Here is a 15,019-nt window from a genome sequence, read left to right as displayed (position 1 = left end):
GCCGATATAGCTCTAATTGGAAGAGCAACGCATTCGTAATGCGAAGGATATAGGTTCGACTCCTATTATCGGCATATAAAATGTGAATACTAATTTTAGTATCATTTCGTTTTAAAAAAATCAAATAAATAAAAAAAATTAATTGCTATTTAATGAATCAGTTAACATTTCTTTTTCTATTATTAAGATAAGAACATGAATAATTTTCATATGAATTTCTTGAATATAATCTAAATGAGTTGAAAATGGCGCGCAAATTTCTACATCAATATAACTAGAAAAGTTATTTTCTACATTATTTTCCCTAGTTAAAAAAATTATTTTCATCCCCATAGTATGAGCTTCTTTTATAGCCCCTAAAATATTAATCGATTTTCCAGAACTAGAAATCGCTAATAGCACATCTTTTTTATTTCCTACAGATTTAATATAACGAGAAAAAATACTATCATATCCAAAATCATTACCCACACATGATAAGTACGATGGATCAGATATAGCAATTGCTGGATATCCAACTCTATTTGCACGATAACGACCAGTCAATTCTTCTGCGAAATGCATAGCATGACAAAGTGATCCTCCATTTCCACAAGAAAGCACTTTTCCTCCTATTTTAAATGTATCAGCAATTAACTTTGCAGCGATTGATATCAAATTAACATAACTTCTATTTTTAGAAAATATTTTAATTATTTTTATAATTTCATTAAATTCATTACAAATTAAATTTGCATACATAATCTTTACCTAAAATCTACAAAAGCCTGAATCAATAATATATGAATAATACGTATTACTTAGTATTTCAAATTGATTCTTATTATAAAATAAGAATTATATAAATATAATGATATTTCTTAATATATTGCTATAAATATAGTATTTAATTATATTGTTTCCATAAACATCTTCCACTTGATTTTTCCATGTATTCTAAATATCTTTTATGATCTATCTGCTCTTCTTGAGTAGCAAAAATAATTTTTAATAATCTTTCCTGTGAATTTATATTATATGAATGTTGTATATCATGAATATCGGATTTATTTTTACTAACACTTAAAATTTCATTTGTTAATTCCATTTCTGTTTGACCTCCAGTCATAGCCAAAAACACATAAGATAAAATCTGCGCATCAATCAATGCATTGTGTAAATTACGTTTACTAACATCAATAGAATAACGTTCACATAAAGCATCTAAACTATTCCGTTGGCCTGGAAACAAATCACGAGCTAATTTTAAACTATCAATAATAGTACAATAATATTCTATAGATTCATAATTCAAATTTGCTTTCTTTAATTCAAAATTTAAAAAACCTACATCAAATGATGCGTTGTGAATAACCAAATTGCTTCCTTTCACAAATGACAAAAATTTTTCTGAAATATCTGCAAAAACTGGCTTATTTTTTAAAAACTGATCACTAATTCCATGTATTTTAAAGGCTTCAGAATCAACAGTTCTATTAGGATTTAAATAAACATGAAAAGAATTCTCAGTTAAACGACGATTTATTAATTCTACTGCTCCAATTTCAATAATTTTATGTCCTTCATAATGAATTCCAAATTTATTCATACCAGTGGTTTCAGTATCTAAAACAATATATCTTGTAATATTAATATTCATAATTCCTAACTTTTATATCACGATTATTTACTTTAATTACACTATAATACATCGAATATGTATAAACAAATAGAAATTTTTACTGACGGATCATGCCTTGGTAATCCAGGACCTGGAGGTTGTGCTGCTATATTATGTTATAAGCAATATAAAAAAGAATTTAGCGCAGGATATTACCTTACTACCAATAACCGAATGGAATTAATGGCAGCAATTATCGCTTTAGAATCACTTAAAAACCCCTGTCAAGTAACTTTATACAGTGACAGCCAATATTTGTTAACCGGAATTACTCAATGGATCCACACTTGGAAAAAACACCAGTGGAAAACTGCTGAAGAAAAATTGATAAAAAACATAGACTTATGGCGTCGTTTAGATACAGCAACTCGTTCCCATATTATTAAAAATTGGCATTGGCTCAAAAGTCACACAGGACACCCAAATAATGAGCGATGTGACCAACTAGCTCGAGAAGCTGCTAAACATCCTTCAAACAAAGATTGCAATAATAACTCAACAATATTATTTAATAATTATTTAATTATTAAATAATAAAATATGATTTCTATTTATAAAATTATAAAATGTTAAAATACTACTATTAAATATAATATAATAAATAATAAATTAAAACTCACTTATAAAGTATAATTTAATTATATAATGAATAGTGTAATTAAAATTAAAAAATAAATACTTTTAAAATTATAATCATAATGAATATTATTAAGATCTTAACTTTAACAACTAACTATATCTGGGTAATATATAATCAGAAAAATGAATGTATAATAATTGATCCTGGAGAATCTTCAAAAATATTAAAAATACTTGATAAACTACAACTTAATTTAAAAGGCATACTATTAACTCATCACCATATTGATCACACTAATGGCATACATGATCTAATAAAATATTTTCCAAACGTTATAATATACAGTAGTTCCACAAATATTCAAAATAAACATGCTAAAATAATCAGGGTATCAAATGGAGATGAATTTTTTTTATTAAATAAAAAAATTAAGGTAATTGGTTTACCAGGACATACATTAAATCATGTTGGGTTTTATTACAATTCTTGGTTATTTACTGGTGATACTTTGTTTTCTGCAGGTTGTGGTAAAGTTCAAATTGGATTAATTCGACATATGTATCAATCCTTTTTAAAAATTCAAAGTTTTCCAGCTAACACTAAAATTTACAGTGGACATGAATATACTTTATCAAATCTTAGTTTTGCACTCTCCATATTACCAGAAGATCCAAATATCAATAATTATTATAAAAAAGTTATTAAACTATATGCATGTAAAAAAACACCCGCTCCAACAATGTTATCATTAGAATTAAAAATTAATCTTTTTTTTCGTTGCAATAACACAGATTTAAAACATGCACTAAACTACTTTCCAAAAATAGGAGAAGAATGGAAAGTTTTTAAAGAATTAAGAAAAAGAAAAGACTTATACAAATCTACTTTACAAATACCTTTATTTTTATAAATTATTTTATACATTGTTAATTATATATAATATAACCAACAACTTGGCAGCCCCCTACTCTCACATGAGGATCCCTCACACTACCATTGGTACTACGACATTTAACTTCTGAGTTCGGAATGGAATCAGGTGGTACTATCGCGCTGATGCCACCAAGTTGAAAATATATTAATACTTTATAAATAAAATATACCATACACAATGAAGTAAATTATCTTATTTATTATATAAAAAGTCAAACAATTAATTTCTAATAAATTGATATTCAAATTAAAATTTAATAATGGGAACAAACATAAATTTTTTTATTTAATGATGCTTATGTATATAACACTGATTTTAAATACCGAATCACTGGATTCACAGAAGGAAACACATTATGCCACAAATAAAATGAATATGCTGCTTGTTCTACTAACATACCCAATCCATCTGAACAATAATTTGAACCATGTTTTTTACACCACGTTATAAAAATTGTATCTTGATTTTGATAAAATAAATCATAACATTTAGTAAAATAATGAATCAAAAATGAGGGTATATCAGGAATAGCATTATGCATACTACTAGAAGTAGCGTTTATAATAAGACTATATTTCTTTTTATTAGATATATATCGTAACTTATTAATATCAATATAAGATATATTTTGATATCCTATACTATGATAATAATGAACTAATTTTTGAGCATTTAATAAAGTTCTATTTACTACATTTAAATAACATCTCTTAATATTTAATAAAACAGGAATAATACCTTTTGCAGCTCCACCAGATCCAATCAATAAAATATATACTCCCTTATCAGAAAGATTTTTATTTCTCTCACTAAAATCAACTATTGTATTATCTGTATTAATCCAACCCAAACGCCTTAAATCATTAATAAACCCTATTCCATCTGTATTATCTCCTAATAAGGAATTATCATGTTTTTTTTTTATAGTATTCACTGCATTAGCCACAAGGGCTCGATCAGTCAATTGATCACATAAAAAAACAGCATGTTCTTTAAAAGGAACAGTAATATTTGCCCCTACTCCTCCTGTATTAAAAAAATTTCGAGCAATAACGCTAAAATTTTTGATTGTAGATGCTAATATTAAATCATATTTATTAGAAATTCCTATTTCATTTGCAAATAAAGAATAAATTTCTGATGATTTACTATGTTTAATTGGATTGCCAAAGACAGCAAAAGCACTCAATTTGTATACCTCCACATATAAAATTATTTACGAATAATTCTTCCAGTAATAGCATCTCGAATTTCTGATGGATAAGGAAGCCCTAATACGTTTTCACTCATTATAGGTAAATCATAATACCCTTCTCCTAATTGACTATGAACTTCTGAAATAGTTCGAGCAGGAGGATATCCTGATAAATTTGCACTAGTAGATACTAACGGTTTCCCAAAAGCTAAACAAAGATTCCGTATCGGTTCAAAATTACTTACTCGAACAGCTATTGAGGAAAATTTACCTGTCAACCAAATTGAAGTACCAGATCGAACTGGAAACACCCATGTTACTGGCCCTGGCCAAGTAGAAAAAATATTTAATAGCTGAGTATTGCTTAGCAAACGATCATCAATATATCTCAGAAGTTGCGTATAATTCGCAGCAACTAAAATTAAACCTTTTTTCCATGATCGACGTTTTATATTTAACAAAGTAAATATAGCACTTTCACTATCAGGATCACACCCTAACCCAAACACTGATTCTGTTGGATATACTATTACCTTATTTTGATGTAACCAAATAACCAAATCTTTAATATTAAATTTAATGACAGTATTGATCATTATTTTTAAGCATGATACAGTACTATTAATTTAATCGTATTAAATATACATAAAATAGATATATTAAACAATTAATATAATAATATGTCAACGTTAATAAGCTGATACTATTAAATTAACTAAAATTTACTTAAAATAACAACATATATATGCATCTATAAAAAAATTAATTAATATAAAATTGAATATCTCAACATTTAATATAAAAAATACTGTTTTGTATTTGTATTATTAAACTGACCAATATACTGTTATTAAAGTTCTGTGTCTTGATTAACAATAATAATAAATGCTATGGCTATATTGGAAATATTACATTATCCGGATCAAAGACTTAGAAAAATTGCAAGTTCTGTTTCTATAATATCCGAAAATACAAAAAAAATAATACGTAATATGTTTGATACTATGTATTTTCAAGAAGGTATTGGATTGGCAGCAACACAAGTCAATATTAATCAACAAATAATTGTTATTGATTTACATCATGACATTAAACAACGTTTAGTATTTATTAATCCTCTTATTATAAAAAAAACAGGAGTTATTAATACTATAGAAGGATGTTTATCTATTCCAAAAATAAGAGAATCCATTCCAAGAGCAAAAAAGATAATAGTTCAGTCTTTAGATCAAAATGGAAACACATTTGAAATAGAAGCAACTGATTTATTGTCAGTTTGTATTCAACATGAAATAGATCATTTATTAGGAAAATTATTTATTGATTATTTATCTCCACTTAAAATTAAACGAATTAATAAAAAAATTCAAAAATGGACCAAATTATCTTTAAATAAAAAAATAGTATTTTCATTTTCATTATTGACTATATTTAGTACGTACAATTTATGAAGTTTCAATTACAACGAGTATTACGTATTATTTTTTTTGGAACAGGAAAATTTGCTGCATATCATTTATATGTGCTGATAAATTGTACGGCACATAAAATAATTGCAATTTTTACTCAAGAACAAAAATCTCAAAATTTTCATAAAAATATACACCATTTCTCCATTAACCAAATAGCTCAAAAATATAATTTATGTCTGTTTCAATCAAATACTTTAAATCTTATCAAAATATCTAATATTATTAAACTCTTCAACATAGATATAATAATAGTCGTATCATACGGATTAATTTTAGGTAAAGAAATACTAGATATCCCAAAATTAGGATGTATTAATGTACATGGTTCATTGCTACCACGCTGGAGAGGTCCTGCCCCAATTCAAAGAGCTTTAGAACATGGAGACACTATTACAGGAATATCTATTATACAAATGGATTCTGGAATAGATACTGGCAATATTTTATGTAATAAATCCTATCAAATTTCAATAAAAGATACCAGTTATACTCTTTCCAAAAAATTAGCTACTATAGGATCTATAGCTTTATTACACACACTTGAAAAAATAATTTCAAAAACATGTAAAAGTACACCTCAAAACTCATTATACGCAACTTATGCATATAAACTGAATAAATCAGAAGCACGTATTAATTGGAACAACTCAGCAATAGAATTGGAAAGACGTATTCGAGCTTTCAATCCTTGGCCTATAAGTTACTTCCAATTTAAAAAACACCACATTAAAGTATGGAATGCTGAAATATTTAATAATTATCCTATTATAAATAAAAATCATTATTCATCTAATAATGATCTCTACTCATACCCCCATCACCATATTCCTGGAACTATACTCATAATTAATTCTAAAGGAATGTATGTTGTTACTGGATCTGGTATAATTATACTTACTACATTACAGATACCAGGAAAGAAAAAAACTGCTGTTAAATTTCTTATAAATTCTTATTTATCGTGGTTTCCTATTTATTCTATTTTAGAGTAGAGAAATATTACAAGATTTTCGATTAAATCTAGCCTGATAGTATTAATATACTATCAGGCTAGATTTACATGTATTAATATAAAATTTACTCTCAAGATTTAAATATATCAGATCTGTCAACAAATTCAATATATGCCATAGGAGCATTATCTCCCTTTCTAAATCCACATTTCAATATACGAGTATATCCACCAGATCTACTCAAAAAATGAGGACTAATTTTAGTAAATAATCGGGTAACAACATCATTATTTCTAATTTGAGAAAAAATTAATCGCCTATTTGAAACAGTATCTATTTTTCCTTTAGTAATCATCGGTTCAATAACTTGTCTTAATACTTTAGCTTTTGATAAAGTAGTTTTTATCATTTGGTGCATAACTAATGAAATTACCATATTTCTCAACATCGCTTTACGATGAGAACTTTTTTTATTTAATTTTAAAACTTTTTTTCGATGTTTCATAATAAATATCTTAACCAAGATAACGTAATAAAAATTAAATACATCATTATTATTAATCAATAAAATTTTTTGGAGGCCAATTTTTCAAAGACATACCTAAAGATAACCCTCTAGCAGCTAATACATCTTTTATTTCAGTTAACGATTTTTTTCCTAAATTAGGAGTTTTTAACAATTCTATTTCTGTTTTTTGTACTAAATCCCCTATATAATGAATAGATTCAGCTTTTAAGCAATTAGCAGAACGTACAGTTAATTCTAAATCATCAACAAGACGTAACAAAGCAGGATCAAACTCAGGCTTCTCTTCTTTAATTTCAGGCTGATGTACATCATGTAAATCAATAAATGCAGATAATTGATCAGATAAAATAGTTGCAGCTCGTCGAACAGCTTCTTCTGGATCTATAGTTCCATTTGTTTCCATATCAATAATAAGTTTATCTAAATCTGTACGCTTTTCAACTCTTGCTGCCTCTACAGTATACGATACTCTCTCTATAGGGCTATAACATGCATCTAACATTAATCGACCTATTGGTACTATTGTTTGTGGATCATCAGAAATAACAATAGAATTATTAGATTTATAAAAAGCTGGAACATAACCCCTACCACGTTGAACCTTAATTTGCATATTCAGCATTACGTGTGCATCTGTTATAAAACAAATAAGATGTTCTGGATTAACTATTTTAACAATACTACTTTCACATATTATATCACCTGCAGTCACTGGACCTACTCCAGATTTTTTTAAAGTTAAATTTATACTATCTTTACCTTCAATATTAATTGCTAAAGTTTTTAAATTAAGTAAAATTTCTAAAACATCTTCTTGAATCCCTTCTTTTGTTCCATATTCATGTAACACTCCATCAATTTCAACCTCCGTTACTGCACATCCAGGCATTGAAGACAACAAAATACGACGTAACGCATTTCCTAATGTATGCCCAAAACCCCTTTCCAAAGGCTCTAAAGTAATTTTAGCATGTACTTCAGAAATTTTTTCTATATTTATTAATTTTGGTTTTAAAAATTCCTTTTCAGAATTCTGCATAATTACCTCTCTGCAACATAGTATTGGTTCAATCTATTTGGAATATAATTCAACAATTAAATGTTCGTCAATATTTGCAGATAACTCACTGCGATCGGGTTGCCTTTTAAATAAACCTTTTAACTTTTTAGCGTCAATTTCCACCCACAATACACGTTCGCGTTGCTGTTCAGCAATTTCTAAAGCAGCGTGAATCCTAGATTGATTTCTAGACCGATCACGTATTTGAATAACAGTATTTGAAATCACTTGATAGGATGGAATATTAACAAGACGATTATTTACCAAAATAGATTTATGACTAACTAATTGCCTTGATTCGGCTCTAGTCGAACCAAACCCCATTCGATACACAACATTATCTAATCTACTTTCTAGTAATTGTAATAAAATTTCACCGGTATTTCCTTTTATACGAGCAGCTTTTTTGTAATAATTAACAAACTGACGTTCTAGTATACCATATATACGTTTAACCTTTTGTTTTTCTCTAAGTTGTATACCATAATCAGAAAATCTGGATTTACGAATACTATGTTGTCCTGGAGAATGTTCAAATTTACACTTAGAATCAATAGATCTAATTCCAGATTTTAAAAAAAGATCTGTATTTTCCCGACGACTCAATTTCAACTTAGGTCCTAAATATTTTGCCATATATCATCCTTATTATTATAAATAATATAGTTTTTTATTACATCGTTTTCAAACACGACGCTTTTTAGAAGGCCTACAACCATTATGAGGAATAGGAGTAACATCGGTAATACTAATTATGTTAAATCCTGATGCATTTAAAGCTCGAACTGCAGATTCCCTCCCTGGACCAGGACCTTTTACCATAACTTCTAAGTTTTTTATACCATACTCTTGTACAGTCTCAGCGCATCGTTCTACTGCTATTTGAGCAGCAAATGGAGTAGATTTTCTAGATCCTCGAAAACCAGATCCACCAGAAGTAGCCCACCCTAAAGTATTTCCTTGACGATCACTAATTGTAACAATGGTATTGTTAAAAGATGCATGGATATGCGCAATACCATCTGTAACTTGTTTTTTTACTCGTTTACGTACTCTAAGAGAGGATGATTTAATCATTTTTTAAAATTTTATTTCCATTAACGTTTTTATTATTACTGATATATCAATAAATATATTATTAATACTACTTTATTTATTTACAAATTTTTTTGGTCCTTTACGAGTTCTCGCATTTGTCCTAGTTCTCTGTCCTCTAACTGGTAAATTCCTACGATGACGCAGCCCTCTATAAGTACCTAAATCAATTAATCTTTTAATATTCAAATTTACTTCACGACGTAAATCCCCCTCTATAATATATTTAGAAATTTCATCACGTAATTTATCAATATATTCTGCAGATAATTGATTAATCTTAACATGACAGTCTATTCCAACATTTAAACAAATTTCTCGAGCACGAGACCTACCAATACCATATATAGACATTAAAGCAATAACAGCATGCTTACGATCAGGAACATTCACTCCAACTATACGTACCACTATTTCACTCCTATTAAATAAAATTTTTCATATATAATATGAGCAGTATATTTATTTATTGTTTTCAGTCAATTTAACCTTGTCGTTGCTTATGCTTCGGAATAACACGACAAATTACACGAACTACATTTCGTCTCTTCACAATAATACAATGTCTGCATAATTTTTTTACTGATGCTCGAACTTTCATTCAAAATTACCATATATTTTATGTTTATATAAATATATTTAATGTTAAACAACACAATTAAATTAATTATAATACTTTAAATTAGCTTTTTTTAATACAGATTCATATTGACTAGACATTAATAATGTTTGTATCTGAGCCATAAAATCCATAATAACTACTACTACTATTAGCAAAGAAGTTCCTCCAAAATAAAATGGAACTTTCATAGCAATTCTCATAAATTCTGGAACTAAACAAATAAAAGTAACATACACTGCACCAATACAAGTCAAACGCACTATAATTTTATTAATATATTTTGCAGTTTGTTCTCCAGGTCTAATTCCAGGAACGAAAGCTCCTGATTTTTTCAAATTATCAGCAGTTTCATTAGGATTAAATACTAAAGATGTATAAAAAAAACAAAAAAACATTATAGCTAGTGAGTATATTATAACATATAGTAACTGACCAGGTTGAAACCACATAGAAATCATAGTCAACCAATAACAATTATTTAATCCTCCACAAAACCAAGATATAATAGTACTTGGAAATAAAATCACGCTTGAAGCAAAAATAGCAGGAATAACTCCAGCCATATTTACTTTAAAAGGTAAATGTGTACTATTTTGTGTTGAATAAATTCTACGACCTTGCTGACGTTTAGGTTTAGCATAATACACTAAAATTCTACGTTGACCTTTTTCTATAAATACTACAAAAAATGTAATACTAAATATCAAACAAACTATTAAAATTAATACAAAAAAATGCAATTCATTTTGTCTAACTTGCTCTATAGTATGTCCTATCGCTGAAGGCAATCCAGCTACAATTCCAGAAAAAATGATAATAGATATTCCGTTACCTATTCCTCTATTAGTAATTTGATCCCCAAGCCACATTAAAAAAACAGTTCCAGACACAAGACTAATAACTGCTATCAAATAAAAAGTAAACCCTGGATTTATCACTAATCCTTTAATATTAGGAAGTCCAACTACTATACCCATAGACTGAAATATACTTAATATTAAAGTTCCATACCTAATATACTGATTAATTATTCGTCTTCCACTTTCTCCTTCTTTTTTAATTTCCATCAATGTAGGATGAACTGCAGTTAATAGTTGTATAATAATTGAGGCTGAAATATACGGCATAATTCCTAAACTAAAAATAGACGCTCGACTCAAAGAACCTCCAGAAAACATATTTAACATTTCTATAATAGTTCCCTGTTGTTCTTTCAAAATTTGTGATAATACAATTAAATCTACCCCAGGGATTGGAATAAAAGATCCTATCCTAAAAATAACAAGAGCTCCAATCACAAACAACACTCTTCGCTTTAAATCGTGTAACCCTCCTTTTATACTCTGAAAATCAGATGATATAGAACGACGATGTTTATCAATTATTCCCATAATCATGATGATTTAATAATTCTCCTCTTTTCAATTTTTCCACCTGCATCTTGTATAGCTTCTTTAACTCCTCTGCTTACTTGAATATTTCTAATAACAACAGATCGATCAATATTTCCAAACATAATTATTTTAACAAATCTAATTTTATTTCCAATAATATTGTATTTTTTTAAAACATTTAAATCTATCACATTTTCTGAAATACGAGACAAATCCAACAATTTAATTGATTTAGTTGTTACACGTTTTCTTGATATGAATCCAAATTTCGGTAATCGTCTATATAGAGCAGTTTGTCCTCCTTCAAAACCAATCCTAATCTTACATCCAGAACGAGATTTTTGACCTTTATGACCTCTACCTCCAGTTTTACCTAATCCTGATCCTATACCTCGTCCTACACGTTTTCTTAAACATTTAGATCCATTAGAAGATTTAATAGTATTAAGCCTTAACAAAATTCTGGAGTTATCATTCATTTTCTATCTTTACCATATAATAAATGATATTAATCATGCCACGAATAGATGGAGTATCTATTTTTATAACAGTATCTCCAATATGACGCAATCCCAATCCACGCAATGTTGATTTATGTTTTAACATACATCCAATAGCACTTTTAATCTGAGTAATCTTAATCATTTTTTATCTTGTCATGAAAACAATTAAAAATATATTCAACCGATTTCCCTCGTTTTTTAGCTATCATTTCTGGAGATTTCATAGTTCTCAAAGCACTCATGGTAGCTCGAACAATATTAATTGGATTAGTAGATCCATATGCTTTCGCTAAAACATTATGTATTCCTACCACCTCCAAAATAGCACGCATAGCGCCTCCCGCTATAATTCCAGTACCTTCAGAAGCAGGTTGCATATAAATACGAGCTCCTGTATATACTCCGATTACTGCATGTTGCAATGTTCTTCCAGTACGTAAAGGCACATCAATCATATCATGACGAGCTTTTTCCATAGCTTTCTGAATAGCTGAAGGAACTTCTCGAGATTTTCCATAACCAAATCCTACTTTTCCATTAGAATTACCAACAACTGTTAAAGCCGCAAAACTAAATATCCGACCGCCCTTGACAGTCTTAGAAACACGATTTACTGTAATCAATTTTTCTTTCAATTCACTAATATTAGAATTCTGCTTAATATATCTAACCATAATAACATTCACATTTTTAAAATTTTAAACCAAATTGACGAGCGCAATCGGCTAAAGCCTGAACCCGTCCATGATACTTATATCCTGATCGATCAAAAGATACATTAATAATACCTTTTTTTAAAGCTCTTTCAGCAATTGTTTTCCCTACTAAAGATGCAGCTATCTTATTTCCTGTTACTTCTAATTGATTCGAAATTATTTTTTCAACAGTAGAAGCAGAAACCAATACATCACAATTATCCTTTGAAAAAATTTGAGCATAAATATGTTTAGAACTTCTATATACTACTAATCTAAACACATCTAATTTAACCAATTTTTTTCTAATTTTTTTTGCTCTTCTAATTCTAGAAATCTGTTTACCATTTTTCATATCATATATACTTTCAATATCATTTTCAATTATCTTTTTTTAGAATCTTTATTATGTATTAACTCACCCATATAACGAATTCCTTTCCCCTTAAATGGCTCTGGTGGTTTAATTGATCTTAAATCTGCTGCAACTTGACCGATAAGCTGTTTATTTAAACTAGTTAAAATAATTTCTGTTTGGTTTATACATTGAGCATGAACCCCTAAAGGTAATGCATAATAAACAGGATGTGATAATCCTACTGTTAAATTAAGAATATTTTCTTTTATAGACGCTTTATATCCTATTCCTATTAATTGTAATTTCTTAATAAAACCCAAAGTAACTCCTTTAATTATACCATTAATCAAAGAAGTAGTTGTTCCAATTAAAGCTTTATTATTGAGATGATTACATACTGAATATACAGCAAGATTATTTACATTATTAATCTTTACATAAATATACTTATGTAATTTATAACATACTTTCCCTAAAACACCTTCGATAATGACAGAATGATTTTCTAATTGTATATTTATCGATTCAGGAATAATAACAATTTTATTATAACTATTTTTTAATTTCATAAGTATTATATCTCAACAATTATAATTACATTATGATACATAACAAATTATCTCTCCACCAATATTCAGCTGCTTTGCTTTTTTATCAGTCATAATACCTTTATTAGTAGAAATAATCACCACTCCCATCCCAGACATAACTTGAGGTAATTTTTTTCTATTTTTATATATTCGCAATCCAGGTCGGCTTACACGTTTGATATTATCAATAACCGGATTATTACGTTGATAATATTTTAAAAATATTTCTAATACAGGTTTTATCCCATCATGAACATAATATTTTTCCAGAAATCCTTCTTCTGTTAACACTTTAATGATAGCTATCTTCATGATAGATGATGGAAGACAAATTTTATCTTTCTTAGCAATTTGAGCATTACGTATAGCAGTTAACATTTCTGAAATAGGGTCTTGCATACTCATTTTATATTACTCTCTAAATTTAATAATGAAAATATTTATTTTTATCTCTATATACTAAAAACGATATTACCAACTAGATTTCCTTAAACCAGGAATTTCACCCTTCATAGCAGCTTCACGTACTTTTATTCGACTTAATCCAAATTTTCTTAAAAAAGCATGAGGTCGTCCAGTTTGTTTGCAACGATTGCGCAACCTAGATGGACTAGAATCTCTAGGTAAAGTTTGTAATTTTAACATAGCATTCCATCTGTCCTCATTAGTAGAATTACGTCCAACAATAAGTTTTTTTAGTAAAAGACGTTGAGAATAATACTTATTAATTAATTTTAAACGCTTTTTTTCTCGTGCTTTTACAGATTCTTTAGGCATTATACGATTAATACTCCTCTTTATTTAGACAAATAAAACAATCAACTTTTATTTTTAAATGGAAATCGAAGAGCGGTTAATAAAGCAAATCCTTCTTTATCAGAAAAAGTACTGGTAGTGATAGTAATATTCATTCCTCTAATACTATCAACAGTATCATAATTAATTTCCGGAAAAATAATCTGCTCTCGTATTCCCATGCTATAATTCCCATGTCCATCAAATGATTTTACTGACAACCCTCTAAAATCTCGAATACGAGGTATAGAAATGACAATTAACCTTTCTAAAAATTCCCACATACGCACCTTTCGTAAAGTTACTTTACATCCTATTGATTGACCTTCCCTTATTTTAAAACTTGAAATAGATTTTTTAGCTTTAGTAACAACTGGTTTCTGACCAGAAATCATTTTTAGATCTTCTATTGATTTTTCTAAAATATTTTTATTTAAAATAGACTTTCCTATACCCATATTAATGGTAATTTTACTTATTTTTGGTACTTTCATTATAGATGAATACTGAAATTGTTCCATCAAACTATAAACAACATGACTTCTATAATAATTATATAAATTAACCATACTTAATTAATTCCC

General features: G+C 28.0%; 23 protein-coding genes, 1 tRNA gene and 1 rRNA gene. 5 read left to right on the top strand and 20 right to left on the bottom strand.

Going from position 1 to position 15,019, the window contains the following annotated elements:
- Window positions 1-74: transfer RNA gene (locus Bfest607_RS01155), tRNA-Thr, on the top strand.
- 64 nt (window positions 75-138) lie between these two features.
- Here the strand turns inward: Bfest607_RS01155 and lpcA are convergent.
- The gene (gene lpcA, locus Bfest607_RS01150; protein ID WP_500838480.1) at window positions 139-741 is read right to left on the bottom strand and encodes a D-sedoheptulose 7-phosphate isomerase; all 603 of its coding nucleotides are present in this window, start codon (window positions 739-741) and stop codon (window positions 139-141) included.
- A gap of 145 nt (window positions 742-886) precedes the next feature.
- A complete protein-coding gene (dnaQ, locus tag Bfest607_RS01145) occupies window positions 887-1,639 on the bottom strand; it encodes a DNA polymerase III subunit epsilon (protein ID WP_500838479.1) in 753 nt (250 codons plus the stop codon).
- A 57-nt stretch (window positions 1,640-1,696) separates the two neighbouring features.
- On the opposite strand from dnaQ, the gene rnhA reads away from it, so the two are divergent.
- Window positions 1,697-2,194, top strand: coding sequence for a ribonuclease HI (rnhA, locus tag Bfest607_RS01140; protein ID WP_500838478.1), 498 nt, complete (start codon window positions 1,697-1,699; stop codon window positions 2,192-2,194).
- 164 nt (window positions 2,195-2,358) lie between these two features.
- On the top strand, window positions 2,359-3,150 hold the full coding sequence (gloB, locus tag Bfest607_RS01135) for a hydroxyacylglutathione hydrolase (protein ID WP_500838477.1): 792 nt from the start codon (window positions 2,359-2,361) through the stop codon (window positions 3,148-3,150).
- Between the two features lie 41 nt (window positions 3,151-3,191).
- Here gloB and rrf read toward each other — a convergent pair.
- The 3 genes from rrf to tsaC all read right to left on the bottom strand — a co-directional run bounded on the left by rrf (window position 3,192) and on the right by tsaC (window position 4,965).
- Window positions 3,192-3,307, bottom strand: a 5S ribosomal RNA gene (rrf, locus tag Bfest607_RS01130).
- Between the two features lie 162 nt (window positions 3,308-3,469).
- Entirely contained in the window at window positions 3,470-4,363 is an 894-nt protein-coding gene (gene aroE / locus Bfest607_RS01125) for a shikimate dehydrogenase (RefSeq protein ID WP_500838476.1), read from the bottom strand.
- A 23-nt stretch (window positions 4,364-4,386) separates the two neighbouring features.
- A complete protein-coding gene (gene tsaC, locus Bfest607_RS01120; protein WP_500838475.1) occupies window positions 4,387-4,965 on the bottom strand; it encodes an L-threonylcarbamoyladenylate synthase type 1 TsaC in 579 nt (192 codons plus the stop codon).
- A 294-nt stretch (window positions 4,966-5,259) separates the two neighbouring features.
- Here tsaC and def point away from each other — a divergent pair, with 294 nt between their 5' ends.
- The gene (gene def, locus Bfest607_RS01115) at window positions 5,260-5,820 is read left to right on the top strand and encodes a peptide deformylase (protein ID WP_500838474.1); all 561 of its coding nucleotides are present in this window, start codon (window positions 5,260-5,262) and stop codon (window positions 5,818-5,820) included.
- Window positions 5,817-6,833, top strand: coding sequence for a methionyl-tRNA formyltransferase (gene fmt / locus Bfest607_RS01110; RefSeq protein WP_500838473.1), 1,017 nt, complete (start codon window positions 5,817-5,819; stop codon window positions 6,831-6,833). The genes def and fmt overlap by 4 nt, the downstream gene beginning before the upstream one ends.
- A gap of 91 nt (window positions 6,834-6,924) precedes the next feature.
- Here fmt and rplQ read toward each other — a convergent pair whose 3' ends face one another.
- From rplQ to rplE, 15 genes are all read right to left on the bottom strand, one after another.
- Entirely contained in the window at window positions 6,925-7,299 is a 375-nt protein-coding gene (rplQ, locus tag Bfest607_RS01105; RefSeq protein ID WP_500838472.1) for a 50S ribosomal protein L17, read from the bottom strand.
- 52 nt (window positions 7,300-7,351) lie between these two features.
- The gene (locus Bfest607_RS01100) at window positions 7,352-8,362 is read right to left on the bottom strand and encodes a DNA-directed RNA polymerase subunit alpha (protein WP_500838471.1); all 1,011 of its coding nucleotides are present in this window, start codon (window positions 8,360-8,362) and stop codon (window positions 7,352-7,354) included.
- 33 nt (window positions 8,363-8,395) lie between these two features.
- Entirely contained in the window at window positions 8,396-9,019 is a 624-nt protein-coding gene (gene rpsD / locus Bfest607_RS01095) for a 30S ribosomal protein S4 (protein ID WP_500838470.1), read from the bottom strand.
- Between the two features lie 48 nt (window positions 9,020-9,067).
- Window positions 9,068-9,460, bottom strand: coding sequence for a 30S ribosomal protein S11 (gene rpsK / locus Bfest607_RS01090; RefSeq protein WP_500838469.1), 393 nt, complete (start codon window positions 9,458-9,460; stop codon window positions 9,068-9,070).
- Window positions 9,461-9,532: 72 nt separating this feature from the next.
- Window positions 9,533-9,889, bottom strand: a complete 357-nt coding sequence (gene rpsM / locus Bfest607_RS01085) for a 30S ribosomal protein S13 (protein WP_500838468.1) — start codon at window positions 9,887-9,889, stop codon at window positions 9,533-9,535.
- A gap of 73 nt (window positions 9,890-9,962) precedes the next feature.
- Entirely contained in the window at window positions 9,963-10,079 is a 117-nt protein-coding gene (gene rpmJ, locus Bfest607_RS01080; protein ID WP_500838467.1) for a 50S ribosomal protein L36, read from the bottom strand.
- A gap of 62 nt (window positions 10,080-10,141) precedes the next feature.
- On the bottom strand, window positions 10,142-11,491 hold the full coding sequence (gene secY / locus Bfest607_RS01075; RefSeq protein ID WP_500838578.1) for a preprotein translocase subunit SecY: 1,350 nt from the start codon (window positions 11,489-11,491) through the stop codon (window positions 10,142-10,144).
- A gap of 2 nt (window positions 11,492-11,493) precedes the next feature.
- Window positions 11,494-11,973, bottom strand: coding sequence for a 50S ribosomal protein L15 (rplO, locus tag Bfest607_RS01070; RefSeq protein WP_500838466.1), 480 nt, complete (start codon window positions 11,971-11,973; stop codon window positions 11,494-11,496).
- Window positions 11,966-12,139 (bottom strand): 50S ribosomal protein L30, encoded by a 174-nt coding sequence (gene rpmD / locus Bfest607_RS01065; RefSeq protein WP_500838465.1) that lies wholly within the window; start codon window positions 12,137-12,139, stop codon window positions 11,966-11,968. The genes rplO and rpmD overlap by 8 nt, the downstream gene beginning before the upstream one ends.
- Window positions 12,132-12,671 carry a 30S ribosomal protein S5 gene (gene rpsE, locus Bfest607_RS01060; protein ID WP_500838464.1) on the bottom strand — a complete coding sequence of 180 codons (540 nt, stop codon included), beginning with the start codon at window positions 12,669-12,671 and terminating at the stop codon, window positions 12,132-12,134. The genes rpmD and rpsE overlap by 8 nt, the downstream gene beginning before the upstream one ends.
- A 16-nt stretch (window positions 12,672-12,687) precedes the next feature.
- Window positions 12,688-13,047 carry a 50S ribosomal protein L18 gene (gene rplR / locus Bfest607_RS01055; protein WP_500838463.1) on the bottom strand — a complete coding sequence of 120 codons (360 nt, stop codon included), beginning with the start codon at window positions 13,045-13,047 and terminating at the stop codon, window positions 12,688-12,690.
- Between the two features lie 29 nt (window positions 13,048-13,076).
- Entirely contained in the window at window positions 13,077-13,619 is a 543-nt protein-coding gene (gene rplF / locus Bfest607_RS01050) for a 50S ribosomal protein L6 (protein ID WP_500838462.1), read from the bottom strand.
- 30 nt (window positions 13,620-13,649) lie between these two features.
- The gene (rpsH, locus tag Bfest607_RS01045) at window positions 13,650-14,045 is read right to left on the bottom strand and encodes a 30S ribosomal protein S8 (protein ID WP_500838461.1); all 396 of its coding nucleotides are present in this window, start codon (window positions 14,043-14,045) and stop codon (window positions 13,650-13,652) included.
- A 66-nt stretch (window positions 14,046-14,111) separates the two neighbouring features.
- Entirely contained in the window at window positions 14,112-14,417 is a 306-nt protein-coding gene (gene rpsN / locus Bfest607_RS01040; protein WP_500838460.1) for a 30S ribosomal protein S14, read from the bottom strand.
- 41 nt (window positions 14,418-14,458) lie between these two features.
- Window positions 14,459-15,004 carry a 50S ribosomal protein L5 gene (gene rplE / locus Bfest607_RS01035; protein WP_500838459.1) on the bottom strand — a complete coding sequence of 182 codons (546 nt, stop codon included), beginning with the start codon at window positions 15,002-15,004 and terminating at the stop codon, window positions 14,459-14,461.
- Window positions 15,005-15,019: the final 15 nt, after the last annotated feature.

Source organism: Candidatus Blochmannia festinatus (nom. nud.) (assembly GCF_059936355.1).
The sequence above is the reverse complement of the archived record's forward strand: the minus strand, read 5'-3'. Positions and strand labels throughout refer to the sequence as shown.